Source organism: Burkholderia sp. HMSC10F09, assembly GCF_001806955.1.
Taxonomy (GTDB): domain Bacteria; phylum Pseudomonadota; class Gammaproteobacteria; order Burkholderiales; family Burkholderiaceae; genus Burkholderia; species Burkholderia multivorans.
Genome location: NZ_KV786847.1, coordinates 1 through 24,279 on the forward strand (window position 1 = coordinate 1; position 24,279 = coordinate 24,279).

General features: G+C 65.3%; 31 protein-coding genes, 1 tRNA gene and 1 pseudogene. 31 read left to right on the forward strand and 2 right to left on the reverse strand.

Annotated elements, in window-relative coordinates; genetic code table 11:
- The 22 genes and pseudogenes from HMPREF3115_RS32715 to tatC all read left to right on the forward strand — a co-directional run.
- Positions 1-138, forward strand: a pseudogene (locus HMPREF3115_RS32715) (VacJ family lipoprotein); the annotation flags it as partial.
- Between the two features lie 111 nt (positions 139-249).
- The gene (locus tag HMPREF3115_RS22350; protein WP_012467727.1) at positions 250-879 is read left to right on the forward strand and encodes an MlaC/ttg2D family ABC transporter substrate-binding protein; all 630 of its coding nucleotides are present in this window, start codon (positions 250-252) and stop codon (positions 877-879) included.
- A complete protein-coding gene (locus HMPREF3115_RS22355) occupies positions 876-1,151 on the forward strand; it encodes an STAS domain-containing protein (RefSeq protein WP_006400590.1) in 276 nt (91 codons plus the stop codon). The genes HMPREF3115_RS22350 and HMPREF3115_RS22355 overlap by 4 nt, the downstream gene beginning before the upstream one ends.
- A gap of 192 nt (positions 1,152-1,343) precedes the next feature.
- Positions 1,344-2,270: an ABC transporter ATP-binding protein gene (locus HMPREF3115_RS22360; protein ID WP_006406984.1), complete on the forward strand. Its 927-nt coding sequence runs from the start codon at positions 1,344-1,346 to the stop codon at positions 2,268-2,270.
- Positions 2,267-3,088, forward strand: a complete 822-nt coding sequence (locus tag HMPREF3115_RS22365; protein WP_227747588.1) for an ABC transporter permease — start codon at positions 2,267-2,269, stop codon at positions 3,086-3,088. The genes HMPREF3115_RS22360 and HMPREF3115_RS22365 overlap by 4 nt, the downstream gene beginning before the upstream one ends.
- A gap of 51 nt (positions 3,089-3,139) precedes the next feature.
- Positions 3,140-3,379 (forward strand): BolA family protein, encoded by a 240-nt coding sequence (locus tag HMPREF3115_RS22370; RefSeq protein WP_006406983.1) that lies wholly within the window; start codon positions 3,140-3,142, stop codon positions 3,377-3,379.
- Between the two features lie 13 nt (positions 3,380-3,392).
- On the forward strand, positions 3,393-4,742 hold the full coding sequence (murA, locus tag HMPREF3115_RS22375) for a UDP-N-acetylglucosamine 1-carboxyvinyltransferase (RefSeq protein WP_006400586.1): 1,350 nt from the start codon (positions 3,393-3,395) through the stop codon (positions 4,740-4,742).
- Positions 4,739-5,392, forward strand: a complete 654-nt coding sequence (gene hisG / locus HMPREF3115_RS22380; protein ID WP_006406982.1) for an ATP phosphoribosyltransferase — start codon at positions 4,739-4,741, stop codon at positions 5,390-5,392. The genes murA and hisG overlap by 4 nt, the downstream gene beginning before the upstream one ends.
- A gap of 24 nt (positions 5,393-5,416) precedes the next feature.
- The gene (gene hisD / locus HMPREF3115_RS22385; protein ID WP_006411133.1) at positions 5,417-6,733 is read left to right on the forward strand and encodes a histidinol dehydrogenase; all 1,317 of its coding nucleotides are present in this window, start codon (positions 5,417-5,419) and stop codon (positions 6,731-6,733) included.
- 109 nt (positions 6,734-6,842) lie between these two features.
- Positions 6,843-7,916 (forward strand): histidinol-phosphate transaminase, encoded by a 1,074-nt coding sequence (hisC, locus tag HMPREF3115_RS22390; protein ID WP_070556134.1) that lies wholly within the window; start codon positions 6,843-6,845, stop codon positions 7,914-7,916.
- 65 nt (positions 7,917-7,981) lie between these two features.
- Positions 7,982-8,569 carry an imidazoleglycerol-phosphate dehydratase HisB gene (gene hisB, locus HMPREF3115_RS22395; RefSeq protein WP_006400582.1) on the forward strand — a complete coding sequence of 196 codons (588 nt, stop codon included), beginning with the start codon at positions 7,982-7,984 and terminating at the stop codon, positions 8,567-8,569.
- Between the two features lie 62 nt (positions 8,570-8,631).
- Complete coding sequence (locus tag HMPREF3115_RS22400; RefSeq protein WP_006400581.1) at positions 8,632-9,252, forward strand: YchE family NAAT transporter; 621 nt, start codon at positions 8,632-8,634, stop codon at positions 9,250-9,252.
- Positions 9,249-9,890 carry an imidazole glycerol phosphate synthase subunit HisH gene (hisH, locus tag HMPREF3115_RS22405; RefSeq protein ID WP_006406980.1) on the forward strand — a complete coding sequence of 214 codons (642 nt, stop codon included), beginning with the start codon at positions 9,249-9,251 and terminating at the stop codon, positions 9,888-9,890. Before HMPREF3115_RS22400 ends, hisH begins: the two co-directional genes overlap by 4 nt.
- 163 nt (positions 9,891-10,053) lie before the next feature.
- Positions 10,054-10,809 (forward strand): 1-(5-phosphoribosyl)-5-[(5-phosphoribosylamino)methylideneamino]imidazole-4-carboxamide isomerase, encoded by a 756-nt coding sequence (gene hisA / locus HMPREF3115_RS22410; RefSeq protein ID WP_006400579.1) that lies wholly within the window; start codon positions 10,054-10,056, stop codon positions 10,807-10,809.
- 128 nt (positions 10,810-10,937) lie between these two features.
- Positions 10,938-11,711 (forward strand): imidazole glycerol phosphate synthase subunit HisF, encoded by a 774-nt coding sequence (hisF, locus tag HMPREF3115_RS22415; protein ID WP_006406979.1) that lies wholly within the window; start codon positions 10,938-10,940, stop codon positions 11,709-11,711.
- Positions 11,711-12,127 carry a phosphoribosyl-AMP cyclohydrolase gene (gene hisI / locus HMPREF3115_RS22420; protein WP_070556136.1) on the forward strand — a complete coding sequence of 139 codons (417 nt, stop codon included), beginning with the start codon at positions 11,711-11,713 and terminating at the stop codon, positions 12,125-12,127. Before hisF ends, hisI begins: the two co-directional genes overlap by 1 nt.
- The gene (locus HMPREF3115_RS22425) at positions 12,124-12,489 is read left to right on the forward strand and encodes a phosphoribosyl-ATP diphosphatase (protein ID WP_006400576.1); all 366 of its coding nucleotides are present in this window, start codon (positions 12,124-12,126) and stop codon (positions 12,487-12,489) included. Before hisI ends, HMPREF3115_RS22425 begins: the two co-directional genes overlap by 4 nt.
- A 71-nt stretch (positions 12,490-12,560) precedes the next feature.
- A complete protein-coding gene (locus HMPREF3115_RS22430; RefSeq protein ID WP_059937852.1) occupies positions 12,561-12,953 on the forward strand; it encodes a DUF4870 family protein in 393 nt (130 codons plus the stop codon).
- Between the two features lie 31 nt (positions 12,954-12,984).
- Positions 12,985-13,350 (forward strand): histidine triad nucleotide-binding protein, encoded by a 366-nt coding sequence (locus HMPREF3115_RS22435; RefSeq protein WP_006400574.1) that lies wholly within the window; start codon positions 12,985-12,987, stop codon positions 13,348-13,350.
- A gap of 91 nt (positions 13,351-13,441) precedes the next feature.
- Positions 13,442-13,672: a Sec-independent protein translocase subunit TatA gene (gene tatA, locus HMPREF3115_RS22440; RefSeq protein WP_009691887.1), complete on the forward strand. Its 231-nt coding sequence runs from the start codon at positions 13,442-13,444 to the stop codon at positions 13,670-13,672.
- 24 nt (positions 13,673-13,696) lie between these two features.
- The gene (tatB, locus tag HMPREF3115_RS22445; RefSeq protein ID WP_053296745.1) at positions 13,697-14,233 is read left to right on the forward strand and encodes a Sec-independent protein translocase protein TatB; all 537 of its coding nucleotides are present in this window, start codon (positions 13,697-13,699) and stop codon (positions 14,231-14,233) included.
- Positions 14,234-14,274: 41 nt separating this feature from the next.
- Positions 14,275-15,057: a twin-arginine translocase subunit TatC gene (gene tatC, locus HMPREF3115_RS22450; protein ID WP_006400571.1), complete on the forward strand. Its 783-nt coding sequence runs from the start codon at positions 14,275-14,277 to the stop codon at positions 15,055-15,057.
- A gap of 171 nt (positions 15,058-15,228) precedes the next feature.
- Here tatC and HMPREF3115_RS22455 read toward each other — a convergent pair whose 3' ends face one another.
- Positions 15,229-16,437 carry a Do family serine endopeptidase gene (locus HMPREF3115_RS22455; RefSeq protein ID WP_006400570.1) on the reverse strand — a complete coding sequence of 403 codons (1,209 nt, stop codon included), beginning with the start codon at positions 16,435-16,437 and terminating at the stop codon, positions 15,229-15,231.
- Positions 16,438-16,458: 21 nt separating this feature from the next.
- Here HMPREF3115_RS22455 and HMPREF3115_RS22460 point away from each other — a divergent pair, with 21 nt between their 5' ends.
- The 8 genes from HMPREF3115_RS22460 (at position 16,459) to HMPREF3115_RS22495 (ending at position 22,495) form a co-directional block, all read left to right on the forward strand.
- Positions 16,459-17,205 carry a Nif3-like dinuclear metal center hexameric protein gene (locus tag HMPREF3115_RS22460; protein WP_006406975.1) on the forward strand — a complete coding sequence of 249 codons (747 nt, stop codon included), beginning with the start codon at positions 16,459-16,461 and terminating at the stop codon, positions 17,203-17,205.
- A gap of 218 nt (positions 17,206-17,423) precedes the next feature.
- Positions 17,424-18,044 (forward strand): ubiquinol-cytochrome c reductase iron-sulfur subunit, encoded by a 621-nt coding sequence (petA, locus tag HMPREF3115_RS22465; RefSeq protein ID WP_006400568.1) that lies wholly within the window; start codon positions 17,424-17,426, stop codon positions 18,042-18,044.
- Positions 18,041-19,423 carry a cytochrome b gene (locus tag HMPREF3115_RS22470; RefSeq protein WP_088924930.1) on the forward strand — a complete coding sequence of 461 codons (1,383 nt, stop codon included), beginning with the start codon at positions 18,041-18,043 and terminating at the stop codon, positions 19,421-19,423. Before petA ends, HMPREF3115_RS22470 begins: the two co-directional genes overlap by 4 nt.
- Before the next feature lie 21 nt (positions 19,424-19,444).
- Entirely contained in the window at positions 19,445-20,203 is a 759-nt protein-coding gene (locus HMPREF3115_RS22475) for a cytochrome c1 (protein ID WP_070556138.1), read from the forward strand.
- A gap of 94 nt (positions 20,204-20,297) precedes the next feature.
- Complete coding sequence (locus HMPREF3115_RS22480; protein WP_006400565.1) at positions 20,298-20,909, forward strand: glutathione S-transferase N-terminal domain-containing protein; 612 nt, start codon at positions 20,298-20,300, stop codon at positions 20,907-20,909.
- A 72-nt stretch (positions 20,910-20,981) separates the two neighbouring features.
- On the forward strand, positions 20,982-21,503 hold the full coding sequence (locus tag HMPREF3115_RS22485; protein WP_006406974.1) for a ClpXP protease specificity-enhancing factor: 522 nt from the start codon (positions 20,982-20,984) through the stop codon (positions 21,501-21,503).
- Positions 21,504-21,522: 19 nt separating this feature from the next.
- Positions 21,523-21,598, forward strand: a tRNA-Thr gene (locus HMPREF3115_RS22490).
- 693 nt (positions 21,599-22,291) lie between these two features.
- Positions 22,292-22,495, forward strand: coding sequence for a hypothetical protein (locus HMPREF3115_RS22495; protein WP_070556140.1), 204 nt, complete (start codon positions 22,292-22,294; stop codon positions 22,493-22,495).
- Between the two features lie 112 nt (positions 22,496-22,607).
- On the opposite strand, the gene HMPREF3115_RS22500 is transcribed toward HMPREF3115_RS22495, so the two are convergent.
- Entirely contained in the window at positions 22,608-23,408 is an 801-nt protein-coding gene (locus HMPREF3115_RS22500; RefSeq protein ID WP_070556144.1) for a transporter substrate-binding domain-containing protein, read from the reverse strand.
- Between the two features lie 331 nt (positions 23,409-23,739).
- On the opposite strand from HMPREF3115_RS22500, the gene HMPREF3115_RS22505 reads away from it, so the two are divergent.
- The coding region (locus HMPREF3115_RS22505) for a phage late control D family protein (protein ID WP_176748759.1) at positions 23,740-24,279 on the forward strand (540 nt) is incomplete at its 3' end.

A 24,279-nucleotide genomic window follows, 5' to 3' on the forward strand; every position in this document is an offset into this window, starting at 1 on the left:
CCCGCGGGCGCATCGGCTGCCGAGCCGGCCTCCGGCGCAGCCGCGCCGAACCCGGCCAGCGCAACGACGGTGCCGCCGATGCAGGTGACGCCGCCGGCGCCCGGCGGTCTGCGCCTGCCGAGCTTCCGGCTGCACTGACCGGCTTACAATCGTTACAGCCGGAAACGATTCAGTCGGTAGCGCACGCGAACTTGCGCGTAAGCTACCGGCTCCAACCTTCGCATCGACTCACTCATGCAGGTCACTATGATGAAAAAACTGTTCCTGATCCCCGTTTTCGCGGCGCTGTTCTCGTTCGGCAGCGCAGCCCACGCGCAAGTCGACCAGTCGAACCCGCAGGCGCTGATCAAGACGGCGACGCAGCAGGTCCTCGATGAAGTGAAGCAGCAGACGATCAAGCCGGGCGACACGAATCGCATCATCTCGATCGTCAACAAGGACATCCTGCCGTACACCGATTTCCGCCGTACCACGCAGCTCGCGATGGGCCGCAACTGGCGCACGGCGACGCCCGAGCAGCAGCAGCAGGTGCAGGAGCAGTTCAAGCTGCTGCTGATCCGCACCTACTCGGGCGCGCTCGCGCAGCTGAAGCCGGACCAGCAGATCCAGTACCCGCCGTTCCGTGCCGATCCGGCCGATACCGACGTCGTCGTGCGTACGGTCGCGATGAACAACGGCCAGCCGGTGCAGATCGACTACCGTCTGTACAAGACGGCGAACGGCTGGAAGGTGTATGACCTGAACGTGCTGGGCGCGTGGCTGATCCAGACGTATCAGCAGCAGTTCAACGAGAAGATCCAGCAAAGCGGCGTCGACGGCCTGATCAAGTTCCTGACGCAGCGCAACCAGGAGCTTGCCGCCGGCAAGCAGGCATCGTGAGCGGCTTCGAAGCCGGCCCGTCGCTGACCGTCGCGAGCGCGAAGACCGCGCTCGCGGCCGGTCTCGCACACGTCGCCGCGGGCGCCACCGCGGTCGATTGCGCATCGCTCGCGCAGTTCGATTCGTCCGCGCTCGCGGTGCTGCTCGCATGGCAGCGCGCCGCGAAAGCGCGCGGCGCCACCCTCGACATCCTCCATCTCCCGCCGAAGCTCGCCAGCCTCGCGCGCGCCTATGGCGTCGACGCCCTGATCGACGGCAACGCGCGACATTGACGCTGTCCGACCGGAGCCTGCCGCGCCGCCCGGCGCGCGCATGCTCGACGCGGCGCGCCCGCCGCATCGGCTTCGCCAGCCGGTTTGCCCTATAATCAAGCGTTTTGCGGGGCTGCCAATCGGCGTCCGTCCCCCATTTTCTTTCGCAGCAAGCACAGAATAGGCGTCGCGGCCGATGCGCCGCGCACAGTCATGTCAGCCATAGAAATCCGTCACGTCAAGAAGCGCTACAAGTCGCTTCAGGCGCTCAAGGGCGTCAGCCTGTCGGTCGAGGAGGGCGAGTTCTTCGGTCTGCTCGGCCCCAACGGCGCCGGCAAGACCACGCTCATCAGCATCCTCGCCGGGCTCGCCCGGGCCGACGAAGGCAGCATCTCGGTGCGCGGCCACGACGTCGTCAAGGACTTCCGCGGCGCGCGTCTTGCGCTCGGCGTCGTCCCGCAGGAGCTCGTGTTCGATCCGTTCTTCACCGTGCGCGAGACGCTGCGGATCCAGTCCGGCTATTTCGGGCTGCGCCGCAACGACGACTGGATCGACGAAGTGATGGCGAACCTCGATCTGACCGAAAAGGCCGACGCGAACATGCGTGCACTGTCGGGCGGCATGAAGCGCCGCGTGCTGGTCGCGCAGGCACTCGTGCACCGGCCGCCGGTGATCGTGCTCGACGAGCCGACGGCCGGCGTCGATGTCGAGCTGCGCCAGACGCTTTGGAAATTCATCTCGCGGCTGAACCGCGAAGGTCACACGATCGTGCTGACGACGCACTATCTCGAGGAAGCGCAGTCGCTCTGCGACCGCATCGCGATGCTGCGGCGCGGCGAGGTGGTTGCGCTCGATCGCACCGACGCGCTGCTGCGGCGCTTCGCGGGATTGCAGCTGTATCTGCGCTTTGCGACCGGCGCGCTGCCGGCCGAGCTGCGCGGGCTCGAGACCGATCCGGCCGCGCGCGCGCCGCGCGAGCATCTGCTGAGGCTGTCGAGCTACGACGATGTGGAACGGATTCTCGCGCAGTGCCGTGCGGCCGGCTGCACGTTCGACGAGATCGAGGTCCGCAAGGCCGACCTCGAGGATGTGTTCGTTCAGGTGATGAACGGCGGCGAGGTGATCGAGGGACTGGCATGAAACAACAACCGACGCAGCCGCTGCGCGCACTGCCCGCCGATGCGGCGGCCCGGCAGGTCGCCGGAAGCGGCTTTCGCACGCTGTTCTACAAGGAGCTGCTGCGCTTCTGGAAGGTATCGTTCCAGACGGTGCTGGCGCCCGTCGTCACCGCGCTGCTGTATCTGACGATCTTCGGCCACGCGCTGTCGGGCCGCGTCGAAGTGTATCCAGGCGTCGAGTACGTGAGCTTTCTCGTGCCGGGCCTCGTGATGATGAGCGTGCTGCAGAACGCGTTCGCGAACAGCTCGTCGTCGCTGATCCAGTCGAAGATCACCGGCAACCTCGTGTTCGTGCTGCTGCCGCCGCTGTCGTACCGCGACATCTTCGGCGCGTACGTGCTCGCGTCGGTGGTGCGCGGGCTGACGGTCGGCGCGGGCGTGTTCGTCGTGACGATCTGGTTCATCCCCATGCATTTCGCGGCGCCGCTGTTCATCGTCGCGTTCGCGCTGCTCGGCTCCGCGATCCTCGGCACGCTCGGGCTGATCGCCGGCATCTGGGCCGAGAAGTTCGACCAGCTCGCCGCGTTCCAGAACTTCCTGATCATGCCGCTGACGTTCCTGTCCGGCGTGTTCTATTCGACGCACTCGCTGGCGCCCGTGTGGCGCGAGATCTCGCGTCTGAATCCGTTTTTCTACATGATCGACGGCTTCCGCTACGGGTTCTTCGGCGCGTCCGACATCCACCCGTTCACGAGCCTCGCGATCGTCGCCGGTTTCTTCGTGCTGCTCGCGATGTTCGCGATGCGGCTGCTCGCGACCGGCTACAAGCTGCGTCATTGATATCGAATGGCAGCGGCCGCAGCAGGCGGCGCGCGCCGACAGGAGCCTTTCATGTTGCCGACTCCCGAACAGGTCAAGCAATACATCGCAGGCGGGCTCGCCTGCACGCATCTGGAAGTCGAAGGTGACGGCCAGCATTTCTTCGCGACGATCGTGTCGCCGGCCTTCGAAGGCAAGCGGCCGATCCAGCGCCATCAGCTCGTGTATGCGGCGCTCGGCGACCGCATGAAGCAGGAAATCCACGCGCTCAGCATGAAGACGCTGACGCCCGCCGAATGGCAGAACGCATAACCGGAAAAACTGAGTGCAAGTCACCGTCAACGAGCGCGACGCCGTGCAGAGCGTCGCGACGGCACACCCGGCCGCCAACGGGGAAACGCAGGGGCAGGGGATGGACAAGCTCGTGATCGAAGGCGGCCGCCGGCTCGCGGGCGAGATCGTCGTGTCGGGCGCGAAGAACGCGGCGCTGCCGATTCTGTGCGCGGGGCTGCTGAGCGCCGAGCCCGTGCACCTCGACAACGTGCCGAATCTGCAGGATGTGCGCACCACGCTGAAGGTGCTCGGCCAGATGGGCGTGAAGAGCGAGACCGACGGCTGCCGCGTGCAGCTCGACGCGTCGCGCGTCGACAACCTCGTCGCGCCGTACGAGCTCGTGAAGACGATGCGCGCGTCGATCCTCGTGCTCGGCCCGCTGCTCGCGCGCTTCGGCGAGGCGAAGGTATCGCTGCCCGGCGGCTGCGCGATCGGTGCGCGGCCCGTCGACCAGCACATCAAGGGGCTGCAGGCGATGGGCGCCGAGATCAGCATCGAGCACGGCTTCATCGAGGCGCGCGCGAAGCGTCTGAAGGGCGCGCGCATCGTGACCGACATGATTACGGTGACGGGCACCGAAAACCTGCTGATGGCCGCCACGCTCGCCGACGGCGAGACCGTGATCGAAAACGCGGCGCGCGAACCGGAAGTGAGCGATCTCGCACACTTGCTGGTCGCGATGGGCGCGAAAATCGACGGCATCGGCACCGACCGCCTCGTGATCCAGGGCGTCGAGCGCCTGCACGGCGCGCACCACGCGGTGATTCCGGACCGCATCGAGGCCGGCACGTTCCTGTGCGCGGTCGCGGCGGCGGGCGGCGACGTGACGCTGACCGGCGTGCGTCCGCACATCCTCGACGCGGTGATCGACAAGCTCCGTGAAGCCGGCGTGACGGTCGAGGAAGGCGATCGCTGGCTACGCGTGAAGATGGATCGCCGGCCGAACGCGGTGACGATCCGCACGTCCGAATACCCGGCGTTTCCGACCGACATGCAGGCACAGTTCATGGCGCTCAATTCGGTGGCGACCGGCACCGCGCAGGTCGTCGAAACGATCTTCGAGAACCGCTTCATGCACGTGCAGGAGCTGAACCGCCTCGGTGCGAACATCACGGTCGACGGCAACACGGCGCTCGTGACGGGCGTCGACAAGCTGTCGGGCGCGAACGTGATGGCGACCGATCTGCGCGCCTCCGCGAGCCTCGTGATCGCCGGGCTGCGCGCCGAAGGCGAGACGCGCGTCGACCGCATCTATCACCTCGATCGCGGCTACGACCGCATGGAAGCCAAACTGACCGCCGTCGGCGCGAATGTGCGCCGCGTCTCCGGGAGCCAAGCATGAGCGCGCCGCTGACCCTCGCCCTGTCGAAGGGCCGCATTTTCGAGGAAACCCTGCCGCTGCTGGCCGCAGCCGGCGTGCAGGTTGCCGAGGATCCGGAAACGTCGCGCAAGCTGATCCTGCCGACGACCGATCCGAACCTGCGCGTAATCATCGTGCGCGCGAGCGACGTGCCGACCTACGTCGAATACGGCGCGGCCGATTTCGGCGTGGCCGGCAAGGACGTGCTCGTCGAGCACGGCGGCTCGGGGCTGTATCAGCCGATCGATCTGAACATTGCGCGCTGCCGGATGTCGGTCGCGGTGCCGGCCGGCTTCGATTACGCGAACGCGGTGCGCCAGGGCGCGCGGCTGCGCGTCGCGACGAAGTACGTCGAAACGGCGCGCGAACACTTCGCCGCGAAGGGCGTGCACGTCGACCTGATCAAGCTGTACGGCTCGATGGAGCTCGCGCCGCTCGTCGGGCTCGCGGACGCGATCGTCGATCTGGTCAGCTCGGGCGGCACGCTGAAGGCGAACAATCTGGTCGAGGTCGAGGAGATCATGGCGATCTCGTCGCGTCTCGTCGTGAACCAGGCTGCGCTGAAGTTGAAGCGCGCGGCGCTCAAGCCGTTCCTCGACGCGTTCGAACGCGCGTCGCAGAATGGCGTATGAGCGCATCACCGTAACGGAACTCCCATGTCCATCACCATCCGCAAACTCGATTCGACGAGCGAAGGCTTCGACGCCGCGCTGCGTGCGGTGCTCGCGTTCGAAGCGAGCGAAGACGAGGCGATCGAGCGCTCGGTCGCGCAGATCCTCGCCGACGTGAAGTCGCGCGGCGACGCCGCGGTGCTCGAGTACACGAACCGCTTCGACCGGCTGAACGCGGACAGCGTCGCCGCGCTCGAACTGCCGCAGGACGCGCTGCAGGCCGCGCTGGACGGCCTCGAGCCGAAGGCGCGCGCCGCGCTGGAAGCGGCCGCCGCGCGCGTGCGCGGGTACCACGAGAAGCAGAAGATCGAATGCGGCACGCATAGCTGGCAGTACACGGAAAGCGACGGCACGGTGCTCGGCCAGAAGATCACGCCGCTCGATCGCGTCGGCCTCTACGTGCCGGGCGGCAAGGCCGCGTATCCGTCGTCGGTGCTGATGAACGCGATTCCCGCGCGCGTCGCGGGCGTCGGCGAGATCGTGATGGTGGTCCCGACCCCGGACGGCGTGAAGAACGACCTCGTGCTCGCCGCCGCGCTGCTCGGCGGCGTCGACCGCGTGTTCACGATCGGCGGCGCGCAGGCCGTCGGGGCGCTCGCGTACGGCACCGAGACCGTGCCGGCCGTCGACAAGATCTGCGGGCCCGGCAATGCGTACGTCGCGTCGGCGAAGCGCCGCGTGTTCGGCACGGTCGGCATCGACATGATCGCCGGCCCGTCGGAGATCCTCGTGCTGTGCGACGGCACGACCGATCCGAGCTGGGTCGCGATGGACCTGTTCTCGCAGGCCGAGCACGACGAACTCGCGCAGTCGATCCTGCTGTGCCCGGACGCGTCGTTCATCGAACGCGTCGAGAAGGCGATCGCCGAGCTGCTGCCGTCGATGCCGCGCCAGGACGTGATCCGCGCGTCGCTCGAAGGGCGCGGCGCGCTGATCAAGGTGCGCGACATGACCGAAGCATGCCGGATCGCCAACGACATCGCGCCCGAGCACCTCGAGATTTCCGCGCTCGAGCCGCAGCAATGGAGCCAGCAGATCCGCCATGCGGGCGCGATCTTCCTCGGCCGCTACACGAGCGAGAGCCTCGGCGACTACTGCGCGGGGCCGAACCACGTGCTGCCGACGTCGCGCACGGCGCGCTTCTCGTCGCCGCTCGGCGTGTACGACTTCATCAAGCGCTCGAGCCTGATCGAGGTCAGCGCGGAAGGCGCGCATACGCTCGGCGAAATCGCGGCCGAACTCGCGTACGGCGAGGGCCTGCAGGCGCACGCGAAGAGCGCCGAGTTCCGGATGAAGGGGTGACCGGCCGCCGGAACCGCGTTCCGGCGCCGCGCAGGAGACGAGCGCAGGGCGGCAGCCGCCGCCTTGCCGACCATTTGACGCCGGCGCGATGCACGCCGGCTTGCCTACCATGACGACGCCACAAGACATCATCCGCCGCGACGTGCTCGCCATGACGAGCTATCCGGTGCCGGACGCGAGCGGGTTCGTGAAACTCGACGCGATGGAGAACCCGTACCCGCTGCCCGAGCCGCTCGCCACGGCGCTCGGTGAACGGCTCGCGCGGGTCGCGCTGAACCGCTATCCGGCGCCTCGCCCGGCCGCGCTGCTCGACAAGCTGCGCCATGCGATGGGCGTGCCCGGCACGTGCGACGTGCTGCTCGGCAACGGTTCCGACGAAATCATCAGCATGATCTCGGTCGCGTGCGCGAAACCGGGCGCGAAGGTGCTCGCGCCCGTGCCCGGCTTCGTGATGTACGAACTGTCCGCGCGATTCGCGCAGCTCGACTTCGTCGGCGTGCCGCTGAAGGCCGACCTGACGCTCGACGTCGATGCGATGCTCGCGGCGATCGCCGAGCATCGGCCGGCCATCGTGTATCTCGCGTATCCGAACAACCCGACCGGCACGCTGTACGACGATGCCCACATCGAGCGCATCCTGCGCGCGGCGACGCACAGCCTGATCGTGATCGACGAGGCGTACCAGCCGTTCGCGCAGCACAGCTGGCTGCCGCGCGCGGGCGAGTTCGACAACGTCGTCGTGATGCGCACGGTGTCGAAGCTCGGCCTCGCGGGGATCCGGCTCGGCTACCTGGTCGGCCGGCCTGCATGGCTCAACGAATTCGACAAGGTGCGCCCGCCGTACAACATCAACGTGCTGACGCAGGCAACCGCCGACTTCCTGCTCGACCATCTCGACGTGCTCGACGCGCAGGCGGCCGAATTGCGTGCCGAGCGCGCGCGGCTCGCGCAGGCGGTGGCCGCGCTGCCGGGCGCGACGGTGTTCCCGAGCGCCGGCAATTTCCTGCTGGTGCGCGTGCCCGACGCGGCTGCCGTGTTCGACGCGCTGCTCACCGAGCGGGTGCTCGTCAAAAACGTGAGTAAAATGCATCCGTTGCTGGCCGAATGCGTGCGGCTGACCGTCGGTTCTCCCGACGAAAACGCGCGCCTGCTGGCTGCCCTGAAACTCGCGCTGCCCGATTGACGCCACGGCGCGGCGGCGCGCGACGATCAATCCCCATTTACATCAGACTCATTCAAGGAATTGCCATGCGTGTGGCGGAAGTCGTTCGCAATACCAGCGAAACGCAGATCCGTGTGAAGCTCGATCTCGACGGCACCGGCCGGCAGAAGCTGGCCACCGGCGTGCCGTTTCTCGACCATATGCTCGACCAGATCGCGCGACACGGTCTGGTCGACCTCGAGGTCGAAGCGCATGGCGACACGCATATCGACGATCACCACACGGTCGAGGACGTCGGCATCACGCTCGGCCAAGCCGTCGCGAAGGCGATCGGCGACAAGAAGGGCATCCGCCGCTACGGCCACGCGTACGTGCCGCTCGACGAAGCGCTGTCGCGCGTCGTGATCGATTTCTCGGGCCGTCCCGGCCTCGAATTCCACGTGCCGTTCACGCGTGCGCGGATCGGCACGTTCGACGTCGATCTGTCGATCGAATTTTTCCGCGGTTTCGTGAACCATGCAGGCGTCACGCTGCATATCGACAACCTGCGCGGCATCAACGCGCACCATCAGCTCGAGACGGTGTTCAAGGCGTTCGGCCGCGCGCTGCGCGCGGCGGTCGAACTGGACGAGCGCGCGGCCGGGCAGATTCCGTCGACCAAGGGCAGCCTCTGAACTGACGACCGGACGGACGGCAAGGACAAGCTCACGGCTTCGGCGCAACGCGCCGGCTTGCGATGGATCTGCTCAAATCGTTCATTTCGCTGCTCGCGCTGATCAATCCGGTCGGCGCGGTGCCGTTCTTCCTCAGCCTGACTGCGCAGCAGAACGAAGCGGAACGGCGCCGCACGATCCGGATCGCGTCGGTATCGGTGTTCTGCGTGATGACGGTGACGGTGCTGCTCGGGCAGCAGATCATCCGCTTCTTCGGGATTTCGGTCGGCTCGCTTGAAGTCGGCGGCGGGATCATCATGTTGCTGATGGCGATCAGCATGCTGAACGCGCAGATCGGCAACACGCGCTCGACGCCCGAGGAACGCGACGAGGCCGAACTGAAGGACAACATCGCGGTGGTGCCGCTCGCGATCCCGCTGCTCACGGGCCCCGGCTCGATCAGCACCGCGATCGTGTATGCGGCGAATGCGCATCACTGGTATGAGCGGGCCGGGCTCGTCGCGATCGGCGCGATTCTGGCCCTGCTGTGTTTCGTTGCGATGCGGCTCGCGGAGCCGATCGCGAACTGGATCGGCCGTACCGGCATCAACATCGCCACGCGGCTGATGGGTCTGATGCTGTCGGCGCTGGCGGTGGAATTCATCGTCAATGGACTGAGGGCGCTACTGCCTGCACTGAGATGAAAACTTCGATTGCGATTGTGGATTATGGGATGGGCAACCTGCGCTCGGTCGCGCAGGCGCTCAAGAAGGCCGAGCCGGCCGCCGACGTGGCGATCGTCGATACGCCGGCCGCGATTCGCGCAGCCGACCGCGTCGTGCTGCCGGGCCAGGGCGCGATGCCGGACTGCATGCGCTGCCTCGGCGAATCGGGCCTGCAGGAGGCCGTCGTCGAAGCGTCGCGCACGAAGCCGCTGCTCGGCGTGTGCGTCGGCGAGCAGATGCTGTTCGACTGGAGCGCGGAAGGCGACACGAAGGGGCTCGGGCTGCTGCCCGGCAAGGTCGTGCGCTTCGAACTCGACGGCCGGCTGCAGGACGACGGCTCGCGCTTCAAGGTTCCGCAGATGGGCTGGAACCGCGTGCGCCAGTCGCGCGCACACGCGCTGTGGGACGGCGTGCCCGACGATGCGTATTTCTATTTCGTGCACAGCTATTACGTGACGCCGGACGATCCGGCGCATACGGTCGGCGAAACGGCGTACGGCGCGCCGTTTACGTCCGCGGTCGCGCGCGACAACATCTTCGCGACCCAATTCCACCCGGAAAAAAGTGCGGAGGTCGGGTTGCGTCTGTATCGCAACTTCGTACACTGGAAACCGTAAACGTGGTGCGCGAGCCACAGTCGACGGGCCGGAAACGCCCGTCGTACGGGGCTCGCGCGCGTAGGCGCCGAAAGAGTTGTACTAAACTAGCGAGACGGCGCGGCACCGGTTTGGCCGGTACGCGCCGGATTCTTTTCTTTTTCCACGACGACACCCGATTGCTATGCTGCTGATTCCGGCCATCGATCTCAAAGACGGTCAGTGTGTGCGCCTCAAACAGGGCGATATGGACCAGGCCACGATTTTCTCCGAGGACCCGGCGGCGATGGCCCGCAAGTGGGTCGATCTCGGCGCCCGGCGGCTGCATCTCGTCGACCTGAACGGCGCATTCGCCGGCAAGCCGAAGAATCTCGATGCGATCGAAGCGATCCTCGACGAAGTCGGCGATGAAATCCCGGTGCAGCTCGGCGGCGGCATTCGCAGCCTCGAGACGATCGAGAAGTATCTCGACGCGGGCCTGTCGTACGTGATCATCGGCACGGCGGCCGTGAAGGATCCGGGCTTTCTGCGCGACGCCTGCACGGCGTTCCAGGGCAACATCATCGTCGGCCTCGACGCGAAGGACGGCAAGGTCGCGACCGACGGCTGGAGCAAGCTGACCGGCCACGAAGTGATCGACCTCGCGCAGAAGTTCGAGGATTACGGTGTCGAATCGATCGTCTACACCGACATCGGCCGCGACGGAATGCTGCAGGGCATCAACATCGACGCGACCGTGAAGCTCGCGCAGGCGGTCGGCATTCCGGTGATCGCGAGCGGCGGCCTGTCGAACCTCGAAGACATCGACAAGCTCTGCGAAGTGGAAGAAGAAGGTGTCGAAGGTGTGATCTGCGGTCGCGCGATCTACTCCGGCGATCTCGATTTCGCGGCCGCGCAACGGCGTGCCGATGAACTGAACGGCGAGCTCGACGACGCCTGAGCGCGTTCTTCGCTTTCGCCGGGGCCGCCTGCGGGCGGCCCGACCGGGCGTCTCGTGCGAGACGTCCGCAACCGGCCGCCCGACCGGCCGTAACCGGCCGTCCCCGTCGCGGCATTTGGCGCAACATCATGGCTCTAGCTAAACGCATCATCCCCTGCCTGGACGTGACTGCCGGGCGTGTCGTCAAGGGCGTCAACTTCGTCGAACTGCGCGATGCGGGCGACCCCGTCGAGATCGCCCGCCGCTACGACGAGCAGGGCGCCGACGAACTGACGTTCCTCGACATCACCGCGACGTCCGACCAGCGCGACCTGATCTTGCCGATCATCGAGGCCGTCGCGTCGCAGGTCTTCATCCCGCTGACGGTCGGCGGCGGCGTGCGCGCCGTCGAGGACGTGCGGCGGCTGCTCAACGCGGGCGCGGACAAGGTCAGCATGAATTCGTCGGCTGTCGCGAATCCGCAGCTCGTGCGCGACGCAGCCGACAAGTACGGTTCGCAGTGCATCGTTGTCGCGATCGACGCGAAGCGCGTGTCGGCCGACGGCGAGCCGCCGCGCTGGGAAGTGTTCACGCACGGCGGCCGCAAGGGCACGGGCCTCGACGCGATCGAATGGGCGCGCAAGATGGCCGAGTTCGGCGCGGGCGAGATCCTGCTCACGAGCATGGACCGCGACGGCACGAAGTCGGGCTTCGACCTCGCGCTCACGCGCGGCGTGTCCGACGCGGTGCCGGTGCCGGTGATCGCATCGGGCGGCGTCGGCTCGCTGCAGCATCTGGCCGACGGCATCAAGGACGGCCGTGCGGATGCGGTGCTCGCCGCGAGCATCTTCCACTACGGCGAGCACACGGTCGGCGAAGCGAAGCGCTTCATGGCCGAGCAGGGCATCCCGGTGAGGCTGTGATGAATACCGAAACGAAACCGCTGCCCGCGTGGCTCGCCAAGGTCCGCTGGGACGACAACGGCCTCGTGCCCGTGATCGCACAGGAAGCGTCGACGAACGACGTGCTGATGTTCGCGTGGATGAACCGCGAAGCACTGGCGAAGACGATCGAGACGCGGCGCGCGGTCTATTATTCGCGCTCGCGCAAGCGCCTGTGGTTCAAGGGCGAGGAGTCGGGCCACGTGCAGCACGTGCACGAGGTGCGGCTCGACTGCGACGAAGACGTCGTACTGCTGAAGGTCGAGCAGGTGTCGGGCATTGCCTGCCACACCGGCCGGCATTCGTGCTTTTTCCAGAAATTCGAAGGCACTGTCGACGCAGGCGACTGGGTCGCGGTCGATCCGGTGCTGAAAGACCCCGAACATATCTACAAATGACGCAATCGACCGAAGACACGCTGCTGCGCCTCGCCGGCGTGATCGACAGCCGCAAGGGCGGCGATCCCGAACAATCGTACGTATCGCGCCTGTTCCACAAGGGCGACGACGCAGTGCTGAAGAAGATCGGCGAAGAGGCGACCGAAGTCGTGCTGGCCGCGAAGGACGTGCGCCAGGGCGGCGCGCCGTCCGCGCTGGTCGGCGAGGTCGCCGATCTCTGGTTCCATTGCCTCGTGATGCTGTCGCATTTCGATCTGAGCCCGGCCGACGTGATCGCCGAGCTCGAGCGGCGCGAAGGGCTGTCGGGGATCGAGGAGAAGGCGCTGCGCAAGCGCCGCGAGCGCGAGGCAAACGGCGGCTGACGTGCTGCGGCCCGCGCCGATGGCGGTCGTGCGGTAAGCTGTAAGAATTGTCATCTGACGGGGGTAGCATCATGACCGATACGCCGAGCCAGTTTCCGCCGCCGGCGGTGTCCGCCGCGGCGGAGGCCGAACGCCTGAAGGGGCTGCGCACGCTCACGCATGTGCTGTATGCGCTGTACGCGATCCATTGGCTGACCGGCGGAATCACGGGCATCATCGCGATCATCATCAACTACGTGAAGCGCGGCGACGTGGCCGGCACGGCGTACGCCGATCACTTCGAGTGGCAGATCCGCACGTTCTGGCGCGCGCTGATCGCCTACGTGATCGGATTCGCGCTCGCGTTCGTGGCGGTCGGGTTCGCGGTGATGTTTGTCACGTGGATTTGGACGCTGTACCGTATCATCAAGGGTTGGCTGTACCTGAACGACAACAAGGCGCTCGATCCGCAGGCCTGGTTCTGACGGGCCGCGTGCGGGCACCAGCAGGAGCAACATGAGTCACGATCCGAATTGCCTGTTCTGCAAGATCGCGGCAGGCGAAATCCCGAGCACGAAAGTGCACGAGGACGACGAATTCGTCGCGTTCCGCGACATCCGCCCGGCGGCCGACACGCACGTGCTCGTGATCCCGCGTCGCCATCTGCCGACGCTGTCGGCGGCGACCGACGACGACGCGCCGATGCTCGGCCGGCTGATGGTGCTCGTCGCGCGGCTTGCCGACCAACTGGGCGTCGCGTATACGGGCGGCGAAACGGGTTTCCGCACCGTGATCAACACGGGCCCCGGCGGCGGGCAGGAGGTTTACCATCTGCACGCGCACATCCTGGCCGGCCCGCGTCCGTGGCAGCGGATGGGTTGACGGCGCGGGGCATTTTCCGCATTGACAGTCGAAGCCGGCGCGTCGCCGGCGATTTGCGCCGCACGCGGCGTGGTTGAGGAGAGGTTTCATCATGGGTGGATTGAGCATTTGGCACTGGCTGATCGTGCTGCTGATCGTCGCGCTGGTTTTCGGCACGAAGAAGCTGCGCAATATCGGCAACGATCTCGGCAGCGCGGTGAAGGGCTTCAAGGACGGCATGAAGGACGGCGATGCGCCGGCCGACGCGCAGCAGCTGCCGCGGTCGGGCACGGTGGACGTGAACGCGAAGGAAACGACGCGTTCCGATTCGAACAAGGCGTAACGCCGGCGCTGACAGGCATTCGCGATGCTGGATCTCGGTCTTTCGAAGATGGCGCTGATCGGCGTCGTCGCGCTCGTGGTGCTCGGCCCCGAGCGCCTGCCGCGCGTTGCGCGCACGGCCGGCGCGCTGTTCGGCCGCGCGCAGCGCTACATCAACGACGTGAAGGCCGAGGTCTCGCGCGAAATCGAGCTCGATGCGCTGCGCACGATGAAAAGCGATTTCGAGACGGCGGCGCGCAACGTCGAGACGACGATTCACGACAACCTGCGCGAGCACGAGAAGGACCTCAACGAATCGTGGAATGCGGCGATCGGCGGTCTGAACGATGCGGTGCACGGCACGTCGGCTTCGTCGGAATCCGAGCCGCAGCCGGCCGCCCCGGCATGGCGCGGCAGCGTCGCGGCGTCGGCGCCGAAGCGGCGCAACTGGCGCGTGAAGCAGAGCGCGACGCCGGTCTGGTACAAGCGCGCCACGACGCGCCGCACGCACGTGCAATCGGGCGCGGCGCGCGTCGCGCGGCACCAGCCGGCGAGCCTGCGCCGGCCGGCGCGCTTCTTCTGAGCTGAGCGCATGCGCGCTCGTCAATCCTACCGAGGGCCGGTGTGAGCGACCCCCAGCAGAATCCGGACGACGCTCCGGAAGAAACCTTCATTTCCCATCTCGTCGAGCTCCGCGATCGCATCATCCGCGCGGGGCTGGCCGTCATCGTCGTGTTTCTCGGGCTCGTCTACTGGGCGCCCGACATCTTCCGGCTGCTCGCGCGGCCGCTGATGGAGAATCTGCCGAAGGGCGGCAAGATGATCGTCACCGACGTGACGGGCTCGTTCTTCGTGCCGATGAAGGTCACGATGCTCGTCGCGCTCGTGATCGCGCTGCCGGTCGTGCTGTACCAGATCTGGGCATTCGTTGCGCCCGGGCTGTACCAGCACGAGAAGAAGCTCGTCGCGCCGCTCGTCGGCAGCAGCTACGTGCTGTTCCTCTGCGGGATGGCGTTCGCGTACTTCCTCGTGTTCCCGACGATCTTCCGCGTGATGGCGCACTACAACGCCCCGCTCGGCGCGGAGATGTCGACCGATATCGACAACTACCTGAGTTTCGTGCTCGGGATGTTCATCGCGTTCGGTGTCACGTTCGAAGTGCCGATCGTCGTCGTGCTGCTCGTGCGGATGGGCGTGCTGACGCTGCAGAAGCTGAAGGAAATCCGGCCGTACGTGATCGTCGGCGCGTTCGTCGTCGCGGCGGTCGTCACGCCGCCGGACGTATTTTCGCAACTGATGCTCGCGTTGCCGCTCGTCGTGCTGTACGAGGCCGGCATTCTCGCCGCGCGATTCTTCGTGCCGAAGCCGAGCGCCGAGGCCGAAGCGGAGAACGGCGCCGCGAGTTGAGCGGCGGGCCGATCATGCCGGCCGACGTGCACCGCGCCGCTTGCACGTCGCGCTCGAAAGTAGAAAGGGCAGCCTGCCGGCTGCCCTTTTTCGTTGCGTGTCCGCCGTTTGCGATCGCGGCGGCTGCCGGCCCGCGCACCGCGGTGCGCCATGCCGGCCGCGCGGCGCGCGTTACTCGGTGTCGCTGTCCTGATCGTCGAGCGTCTGCTTCGGCGGCGGCGGACGCTTGCCGATCACGACGTTGACGTCGAATTGCTTGCCCTTGCGTACCACGTGCACCTTCGTCGACGTGCCGGGCTTGATCTGCGCGACGACGTTCAGCAGCTTCGTCGTATCGGTGATGTCCTCGCCGTTGACCGTCACGAGGATGTCGCCCGGCTTGATGCCGGCCTTGTCGGCCGGGCCGCCCTGCAGCACGCCCGCGACGATCGCGCCCGATTTCTGCTGAAGCCCGAACGACTCGGCGATTTCCGGCGTCACGTCCTGCGGTTCGACGCCGATCCAGCCGCGCGTGACCGAGCCGGTCGTGATGATGCTCTCGAGCACCGTGCGCGCGGTCGACACCGGAATCGCGAAGCCGATGCCGAGCGAGCCGCCCGAGCGCGAGTAGATCGCGGTGTTGATTCCGAGCAGGTTGCCGTTCACGTCGACGAGCGCGCCGCCCGAGTTGCCGGGGTTGATCGGCGCGTCGGTCTGGATGAAGTTCTCGAACGTGTTGATCCCGAGGTGGTTGCGGCCGAGCGCGCTGATGATGCCCATCGTGACCGTCTGGCCGACGCCGAACGGGTTGCCGATCGCGAGCACGACATCGCCGACGCGTGCCTGGTCGGAGCGGCCGAGCGTGATCGTCGGCAGATTCGTCATGTTGATCTTCAGCACCGCGAGATCGGTTTCGGGATCGCTGCCGATCACCTTCGCGGTGGCGGTACGGCCGTCGGCGAGCGCGACTTCGATCTGGTCGGCGCCGTCGACGACGTGCTGGTTCGTTAGAATGTAACCTTCCGGGCTCACGATGACGCCCGAGCCGAGATTGGCCGCCGGTTCGTCCTGCTGCTTGCGCGCGTTGCGGTCGCCGAAGAAATAGCGAAACAGCGGATCTTTCGCGCGCGGATCGGGCGGCAGCGAGCCGTCTTTGCTCGAGAATACGTTGACGACTGCCGGCATCGCCTTTTGCGCGGCATCGGCGTACGACGTGGTCGCCGCTGCACCGCCGATGCTGCCCGGCGCGACTTCGCGCAGCGCGACGATCGGCGTGGCGAGCTGCTTGCCGAGCTGTCCCTGACGTTGCAGCCATTGCGGCTTGAGCGTCACGACGATGAACATCAGCGCGAGCAGCACCGTGACCGCTTGCGCGAAGAACAGCCAGAAGCGTCTAAGCATCTGAATGGATTAGAGGTTTATATGGATCGGATCGAACTTGAATTGTACTTGAACAATACCCTCGAAACCGCGCGCTTCAAGGACTATTGCCCGAACGGGCTGCAGGTCGAGGGGCGCCGCAAGATCGAGAAGATCGCGACCGGCGTGACGGCTTCGGTCGCGTTTCTCGAAGCGGCGCTCGAGTGGGGCGCCGATGCGGTCCTCGTCCATCACGGCTATTTCTGGCGCAACGAGGCACCGCAGATCACCGGCCGCAAGTACCAGCGCCTGAAGCTGCTGCTGGCGAACGACCTTAACCTGTTCGCGTTCCATCTGCCGCTCGACGCGCATCCGGAGTTCGGCAACAACGCGCAGCTCGGTGCGAAGCTCGGCCTGATCGGCGAGTCGCATTTCGGCGACGGCGATCTCGGCTGGATGGCTACGCTGCCGATGCCCGTCACGCTCGAGCACTTCGTCGCGAAGGTCGAGAACACGCTCGGCCGCGCACCGCTCGTGCTCGGCGACCGCGACATGCAGCTGCGCCGCATCGCGTGGTGCACCGGCGCGGCGCAGAGCTATTTCGACGCGGCGATCGAGGCCGGCGCCGACGTGTACCTGACCGGCGAGGTATCCGAATTCGTCACGCATACGGTCGCGGAGAGCGGCGTCGCCTACGTTGCCGCAGGGCACCATGCGACGGAACGCTACGGAATCCAGGCACTTGGTGCGCATTTGTCGGAGCAATTCGACCTCGAACACCTGTTCATCGATATTCACAATCCGGTCTGACGGCCGGAATTGCGGCGGCGCATCGAAAAGCGTCTATGAAGCGCTCGCTTAAAACGCCTGTGAGTTAACTGCTCCTATAGTGGGGGAAAACCCTTAACTATCAATCACTTCGAGGGGATTTTTGCCGTCGGGCCTTGTAAATGGCGACTCCATTCGCGCAAACTAGCGGCGGAATGGAAAGTCGTGACGGTAAATCCAACTCAGAAGTGGGGCGTGTGATGCGAGACAAGGAAGAGAAACGCGTCGACAGCGGCCGCCGTACCTGGCTGATTGCGACATCCGTAGCAGGTGGCGTAGGAGGCGTTGCCACCGTCATACCTTTCGCGGCGTCGCTGGCGCCGTCCGCGAAAGCCAAAGCGGCCGGGGCGCCGGTCGAGGTCGATATCAGCGGCCTGAAGCCCGGCGAAATGATCACCGTGCCGTGGCGCGGCAAGCCCGTGTGGGTCCTCAATCGTACCGACGCGATGCTGGCCGACGTGGTCAAGGCCGACAAGGAAGTCGCCGACCCCAACACGAAATCCCCGTATTCGATGCCGTTGCCCGCGTACTGCGCGAACGAATATCGCTCGCGGGCCGATCGCAAGAACATTCTCGTCGTGATGGCCGTGTGCACGCACCTCGGCTGCACGCCGAGCCAGCGCTTCACGCCGGGTCCGCAGCCGAACCTGCCGGACGACTGGCCGGGCGGTTTCCTCTGCCCGTGCCACGGTTCGACGTACGACCTTGCCGGCCGCGTGTTCAAGAACAAGCCGGCGCCTCAGAATCTCGACATCCCGCCCTATATGTTCACGTCGGCGACGACCCTCGTGATCGGCAAGGACGAGAAAGGAGAAGCGTGATGGCCGACAACAAGGAAGTCTCCACGACAGGTCTCACCGGCTGGATCGACCAGCGCTTCCCGCTGACGACCACCTGGAAGAAGCACGTTTCCGAGTACTACGCGCCGAAGAACTTCAACTTCTGGTACTTCTTCGGCTCGCTCGCGCTGCTGGTGCTCGTCAACCAGATCGTCACCGGCATCTTCCTGACGATGAACTACAAGCCCGACTCGATGCTCGCGTTCGCATCGGTCGAGTACATCATGCGCGAGGTGCCGTGGGGCTGGCTGATCCGCTATATGCACTCGACGGGCGCGTCGATGTTCTTCGTCGTCGTGTATCTGCACATGTTCCGCGGGCTGATGTACGGCTCGTACCGCAAGCCGCGCGAGCTCGTCTGGATCTTCGGCTGCGCGATCTTTCTCTGCCTGATGGCCGAGGCATTCTTCGGCTACCTGCTGCCGTGGGGCCAGATGTCGTTCTGGGGCGCGCAGGTGATCGTGAACCTGTTCTCGGCGATCCCGTTCGTCGGCCCCGACCTGTCGCTGTGGATTCGCGGCGACTACGTCGTGTCGGACGTCACGCTGAACCGCTTCTTCGCGTTCCACGTGATCGCGATTCCGCTCGTGCTGGTCGGGCTCGTCGTCGCGCACCTCGTCGCGCTGCACGAGGTCGGATCGAACAACCCCGACGGCATCGAGATCAAGGCGAAGAAGGACGCGAACGGCATTCCGCTCGACGGCATCCCATTCCATCCGTACTACTCGGTGCACGACTTCTTCGGCGTCTGCGTGTTCCTGATGGTGTTCGCGCTGATCGTGTTCTTCGCGCCGGAAATGGGCGGCTACTTCCTCGAGTCGAACAACTTCGTGCCGGCGAACCCGCTGCAGACGCCGCCCGAAATCGCGCCGGTCTGGTATTTCACCGCGTTCTACGCGATGCTGCGCGCGACCACCGACCCGTTCAAGATCGTGCTGATGATCGTGATCGCGCTGCTCGGCGTGCTTGCGCTGATCCGCGCGCGCGGCAAGTGGAAGATCGGTCTGCCCGTGCTGGCCGCCGCGATCGTCGTATTCATGTATCTGACGGAATCGAAGTTCTGGGGCGTCGTCGTGATGGGTTCGGCGGTGATCACGCTGTTCTTCCTGCCGTGGCTCGACCGCAGTCCGGTGAAGTCTATCCGCTACCGGCCGCTGTTCCACAAGGTATTTCTCGGGATCTTCGTCGCCGCCTTCCTGACCCTCGCGTTCCTCGGCACACGGCCGCCGTCGCCGGCCGCGACGCTGATTGCGCAGGTCTGCGCGCTGATCTATTTCGCGTTCTTCCTCGGCATGCCGGTCTGGACGCCGCTTGGCACGTTCAAGCAGCCGCCGGAACGGGTGCGCTTCAAGCCCCATTAACGTGAGCGAGGAGAGAACGACATGAAGAAACTGCTTTCGACGCTCGCGCTGATCGGCGCGACCGCGTGTGCGCTGCTGGGCGCGCCCGCCGCGTCGGCGGAGGGCAATTTTCCGCTCGACCGGGCGCCCGATAACACGGAAAATCTCGTTTCGCTTCAGCACGGCGCGCAATTGTTTGTAAACTATTGCCTGAACTGCCATAGCGCGAACCTGATGCGCTACAACCGTCTGACGGATCTGGGCATATCCCAGAAGGAGATCGAAAAGAATCTCCTGTTCACGACCGACAAGGTCGGCAACACGATGACCGTCGCGATGCGGCCCGAAGACGCGAAGAACTGGCTCGGCACCACGCCGCCCGACCTGTCGGTCGAGGAGCGCGCGCGCGGCCGCGACTGGCTGTATACGTATCTGCGGAGTTTCTACCGCGACGATACGCGGCCGACCGGCTGGAACAACGCGGTGTTCGAGAACGTCGGCATGCCCCATGTGCTCTGGCAGTTGCAGGGGCAGCGCGCCGCGAAATTCGAGGAAAAGACGGACGAGGAGACGGGCGAGAAGGTGCGTACGCTCGTCGGCTTTCAGCAGGTCACGCAGGGCACGCTGTCGCCGCCCGATTATGATGCTGCCGTTGCCGACCTGGTGGCGTACATGACGTGGATGGCCGAGCCGGCTCAGCAGACCCGCAAGCGCCTCGGCGTATGGGTGCTGATCTTTCTCGGTGTCCTGACTTTCCTGGCCTGGCGGCTCAATGCCGCGTACTGGAAAGATATCAAGTAATCACGCCTGACCGGCGTGGGGCCGGCGCAACGCGGAACTCGCGCAACGGGTTTCGCCGCGCGCCGGCCCTCGGCTTTTTTGAGGAAACGCAAATATGATGGTTCTGTATTCCGGCACAACTTGCCCGTTCTCCCAGCGTTGCCGGCTGGTGCTGTTCGAGAAGGGCATGGACTTCGAGATTCGCGACGTCGACCTGTTCAACAAGCCGGAAGACATTTCGGTGATGAACCCGTACGGCCAGGTGCCGATTCTCGTCGAGCGCGACCTGATCCTGTACGAATCGAACATCATCAACGAGTACATCGACGAGCGCTTCCCGCATCCGCAGCTGATGCCGGCCGACCCGGTGCAGCGCGCGCGTGCGCGTCTGTTCCTGCTCAACTTCGAGAAGGAACTGTTCGTCCACGTCAGCACGCTCGAGAACGAGAAGGGCAAGGCGGCGGAGAAGAACCACGAGAAGGCGCGCCTCGCGATCCGCGATCGCCTGACGCAGCTCGCGCCGATCTTCGTGAAGAACAAGTACATGCTCGGCGAGGAATTCTCGATGCTCGACGTCGCGATCGCGCCGCTGCTGTGGCGTCTGGACCACTACGGGATCGAGCTGTCGAAGAATGCTGCGCCGCTGATGAAGTATGCCGAGCGGATCTTCAGCCGTCCGGCGTACATCGAAGCACTGACGCCGTCCGAAAAGGTCATGCGTCGCTGATGATGCAATGAAGGCATGACGGGGCGGGCAGTGCGGGATGCCGCCTTGCCCGCCCCGGGTTCGAGGATTGTGATGCAAGAGATTTCAACGAAGCCTTATCTGCTGCGCGCGCTGTATGAGTGGTGCACCGATAACGGTTACACGCCGCATATCGCGGTGAGGGTCGACAATTCGACACGCGTGCCGCGTCAGTTCGTGCGTGACGGCGAGATCGTGCTCAATATCAGTTTCGAGGCGACGAGCCAGCTGCAGATGGGCAACGAGTGGGTCGAGTTTACTGCGCGGTTCTCCGGCAAGGCGCACAAGATCGAGATTCCCGTGGCGAACGTGCTCGCGATCTATGCGCGCGAGAACGGGCAGGGGATGGCGTTTCAGGTCGATGCGGTGGCCGGTGAGGGCGAGGATTCCGGTGCGTTCGACGACGATGCCGAGCACGCGGACGATGCGCAGCGCGGCGAGTCGTCGGCCGGGCTGACGCCGGTCGGCGATGCAGGTGCCAACGAGGAGCCGTCGGAGGGCGCGGACGAGCCGCCGAAGAGCGACGGCGACGGGTCGAAAGGCAGCAGCAGGCCTCGCCTCAAGATCGTGAAATGAGGTAGAATCTCGCGCTTACGCCGGCTTAGCTCATCTGGTAGAGCAGTTGATTTGTAATCATCAGGTGGCGGGTTCGAGTCCTGCAGCCGGCACCAGTAAAATCAAGGGGTTACGCGATGTTTGCGTAACCCCTTCGCGTTTCCGATAAGCCACTCACGTTTCCAAACGATGAGACCGTGCTCGCAGACGGCTCGTCCAAGATGACGGGCGCGCACGAATCGCCGTCGTGCGGAGGTCAAGCTGTCGGCCGGGCCGACGCGTGCCACAACGGCAAATCCAATAAAACCGACCCTGCCGTTTTCCCGTATCCCCGGGCTTGAGGTTTTCGGCTCCGTTGCCGCGATCCCCGTCGTGTTCCGGCACTACGGCGCAAACCCGATGCATGTCATCGGCCGCAATCAGACGGACGGCGAAACCGGCCGCGCGCATACCGCCTCGTTGCTCCCCCGTCTTCATGTCACGGTCGCGTCACGATGCGCCCATAAGGTTGCTCCTTCCTGGCGCGGCCTCGCGTGCAATTCGGGTGCCAATGTATTGTTTCCCGGGCTTTTTTGCCAGACAGAAAGGCTCCCGCAACATCCGTACATGCGTACCTGAATCCGCGGCGATACGTTCGCGCGTCAGGGCGTGCGCAACCCTCGAGCGACGACGTGCCCGCGTCGCCTAAGGGCGTCCGGGATCTCGCTCCCGGCACGCGCACCGTTTCGTGTATTGCACCGTTCCATTCAAAGACACGATCGACGCCGATTCATCCTGAATGAATCGCGAACGATCAGGAGACAACCGTCATGTTGAGTCCGCATGAATTTTCGATGCTGCTTCGCGTCGCCCGCGCGCCGGACAGCGTCGATCGATCCAACCCGGCCTTCACCGTTCTCGTCGAAAAGCGTCTGGTTGACGATACGCAAGCGCGCATGAACGCGGTAGCGGCGCGCCCCGCATTGACACCGATCGGCCAGATGCTGCTCGCACGCTTCGACGAGGCGGCTTGACGGAGACGAAACGGAGGAGACCGGAACAGAAGAGCCCGGTACAGAACCGCAGAAACGCGTCAAGCCGCCGCACCAGCGAACGGCGTGACGCAACGAAACCGCGGCGAACCGCTTACTGCGCGACCGGCACCGTCACATCGCTGCCGAACCAGTGCATCGAGATCTTCTTCAGCGTGCCATCCTTGCGCAGCGACTCCAGCGCATCGTTGATCGCCTTCTCGAACTTCGGATTGCCCTTGCGGAACGGGATCGCCATCTCCTGCTTGCCGCCGTTCAGCACCGCACCGGCACGCAGCGGCAGATTCGACGTCTTGATCATGTACGGCAGCATCAGCCGATCGTCGAGCGTCGCCTCGATCCGGCCCGCGGCCAGATCGCGCAGCTTTTCCGGCGCGCCCGGATACGTCTGCACCTCGATGCCGGGCACGCTGCGCGCCATCTGATCGTAGTTCGTGCCGAGCGTCACGCCGAGCTTCTTGCCCTTGAAATCCTCGAGCGACTTGAAGTCGCGCTTGTCGTCCTTGCGCTGGATCAGCTGTGCAGCCGAATACGTGTACGGCTCGCTGAAGTCGAGTGCTTCCTTGCGCTGCGGCGTAATCGTCACCTGGTTCACGATCACGTCGAACTTGCCGGCCTGCAGGCCCGCGATGATGCCGCTCCATTCGGTCGGGATGAACTGCGTCTTCACGCCGAGCTTGCCGGCCACCGCATTGGCGACGTCGACGTCGAAGCCCTCGAGCTGCCCCGACGTGCCGCGCGAGTTGAACGGCGGATACGTGCCTTCGAGGCCGACGCGCAGCACGCCGGCCTTCTTCACGGAGTCGAGCAGGTCTTCGGCGTGGGCGGTGACGGCCGTAAAGCCGAGGGCCGACGCGAGCAGCAGGCCCGACAGCAGGAACTTCGTACGTTTCATCGCGGATCTCCAGTAGTTCAGTGTGTGGTTGGGCGAGCCCGGGCAGCGGTCGCGGCCGGCCGCGGCCGAAATACGGCACGTCGACACTACTCGCAACTGGGCCGCGCCGAAAGTCGAATTGGCCCTGATTGCAATCGATTTCAACGGCAAAAAGCAACGGCGACGGATCCGCGCGGTGGCACGCAAAACGATTTTTGGCGCGTTCGAATTACCGCTCTTTTAAATCAGGTCAGTTTTACGAGAAACGCCGAGATTTGTCTGTAAAATCGCGCGAGCGAAGTCGAATGCTCGCGCCGCCGAGGGTGCGTCAAAAGAAGAAAAGGCCGTAGCCATGAACATGCAGAACACAATTGCCGCATTGCGCGGCGGGTTGCTTCAGCAGGACCGGCTGTTGAAGCTCGATACGCCGCTGGGAGCCAATGTCCTCGCCGTACAGCGCGCGGTCGGGCGTTCGCGCATTGGGCGCGCGTACGAATTCGCGCTCGACGTGCTGTCGACCGACAGCGATCTGGAACTCAAAAAACTGATCGCGCAGCCGATCACGCTCTGGCTCCAGCAGGCCGATCGCAGCTACCGGCCGATCAACGGCTACGTGCATACCGCGCGCCGACTCGGCGCCGACGGTGGGCTGACAACCTATCAGCTCACGTTCGCCGATTTCACCCATTTTCTGAAGTTTCGCCGCGATCAGCGCATCTGGAACGACGCGGCAGTCGATCAGATCATCTCCGACGTCCTGAACTGCCATCCGCAAGCGCAGGGCCACTTCCGCTTCGCGCTATCCAAGCCGCTGCCGAACCGCTCGTACACGCGCCAGCACGATACCGACTGGCATTTCATCCATCGGTTGATGGAGGACGAGGGGCTCTAT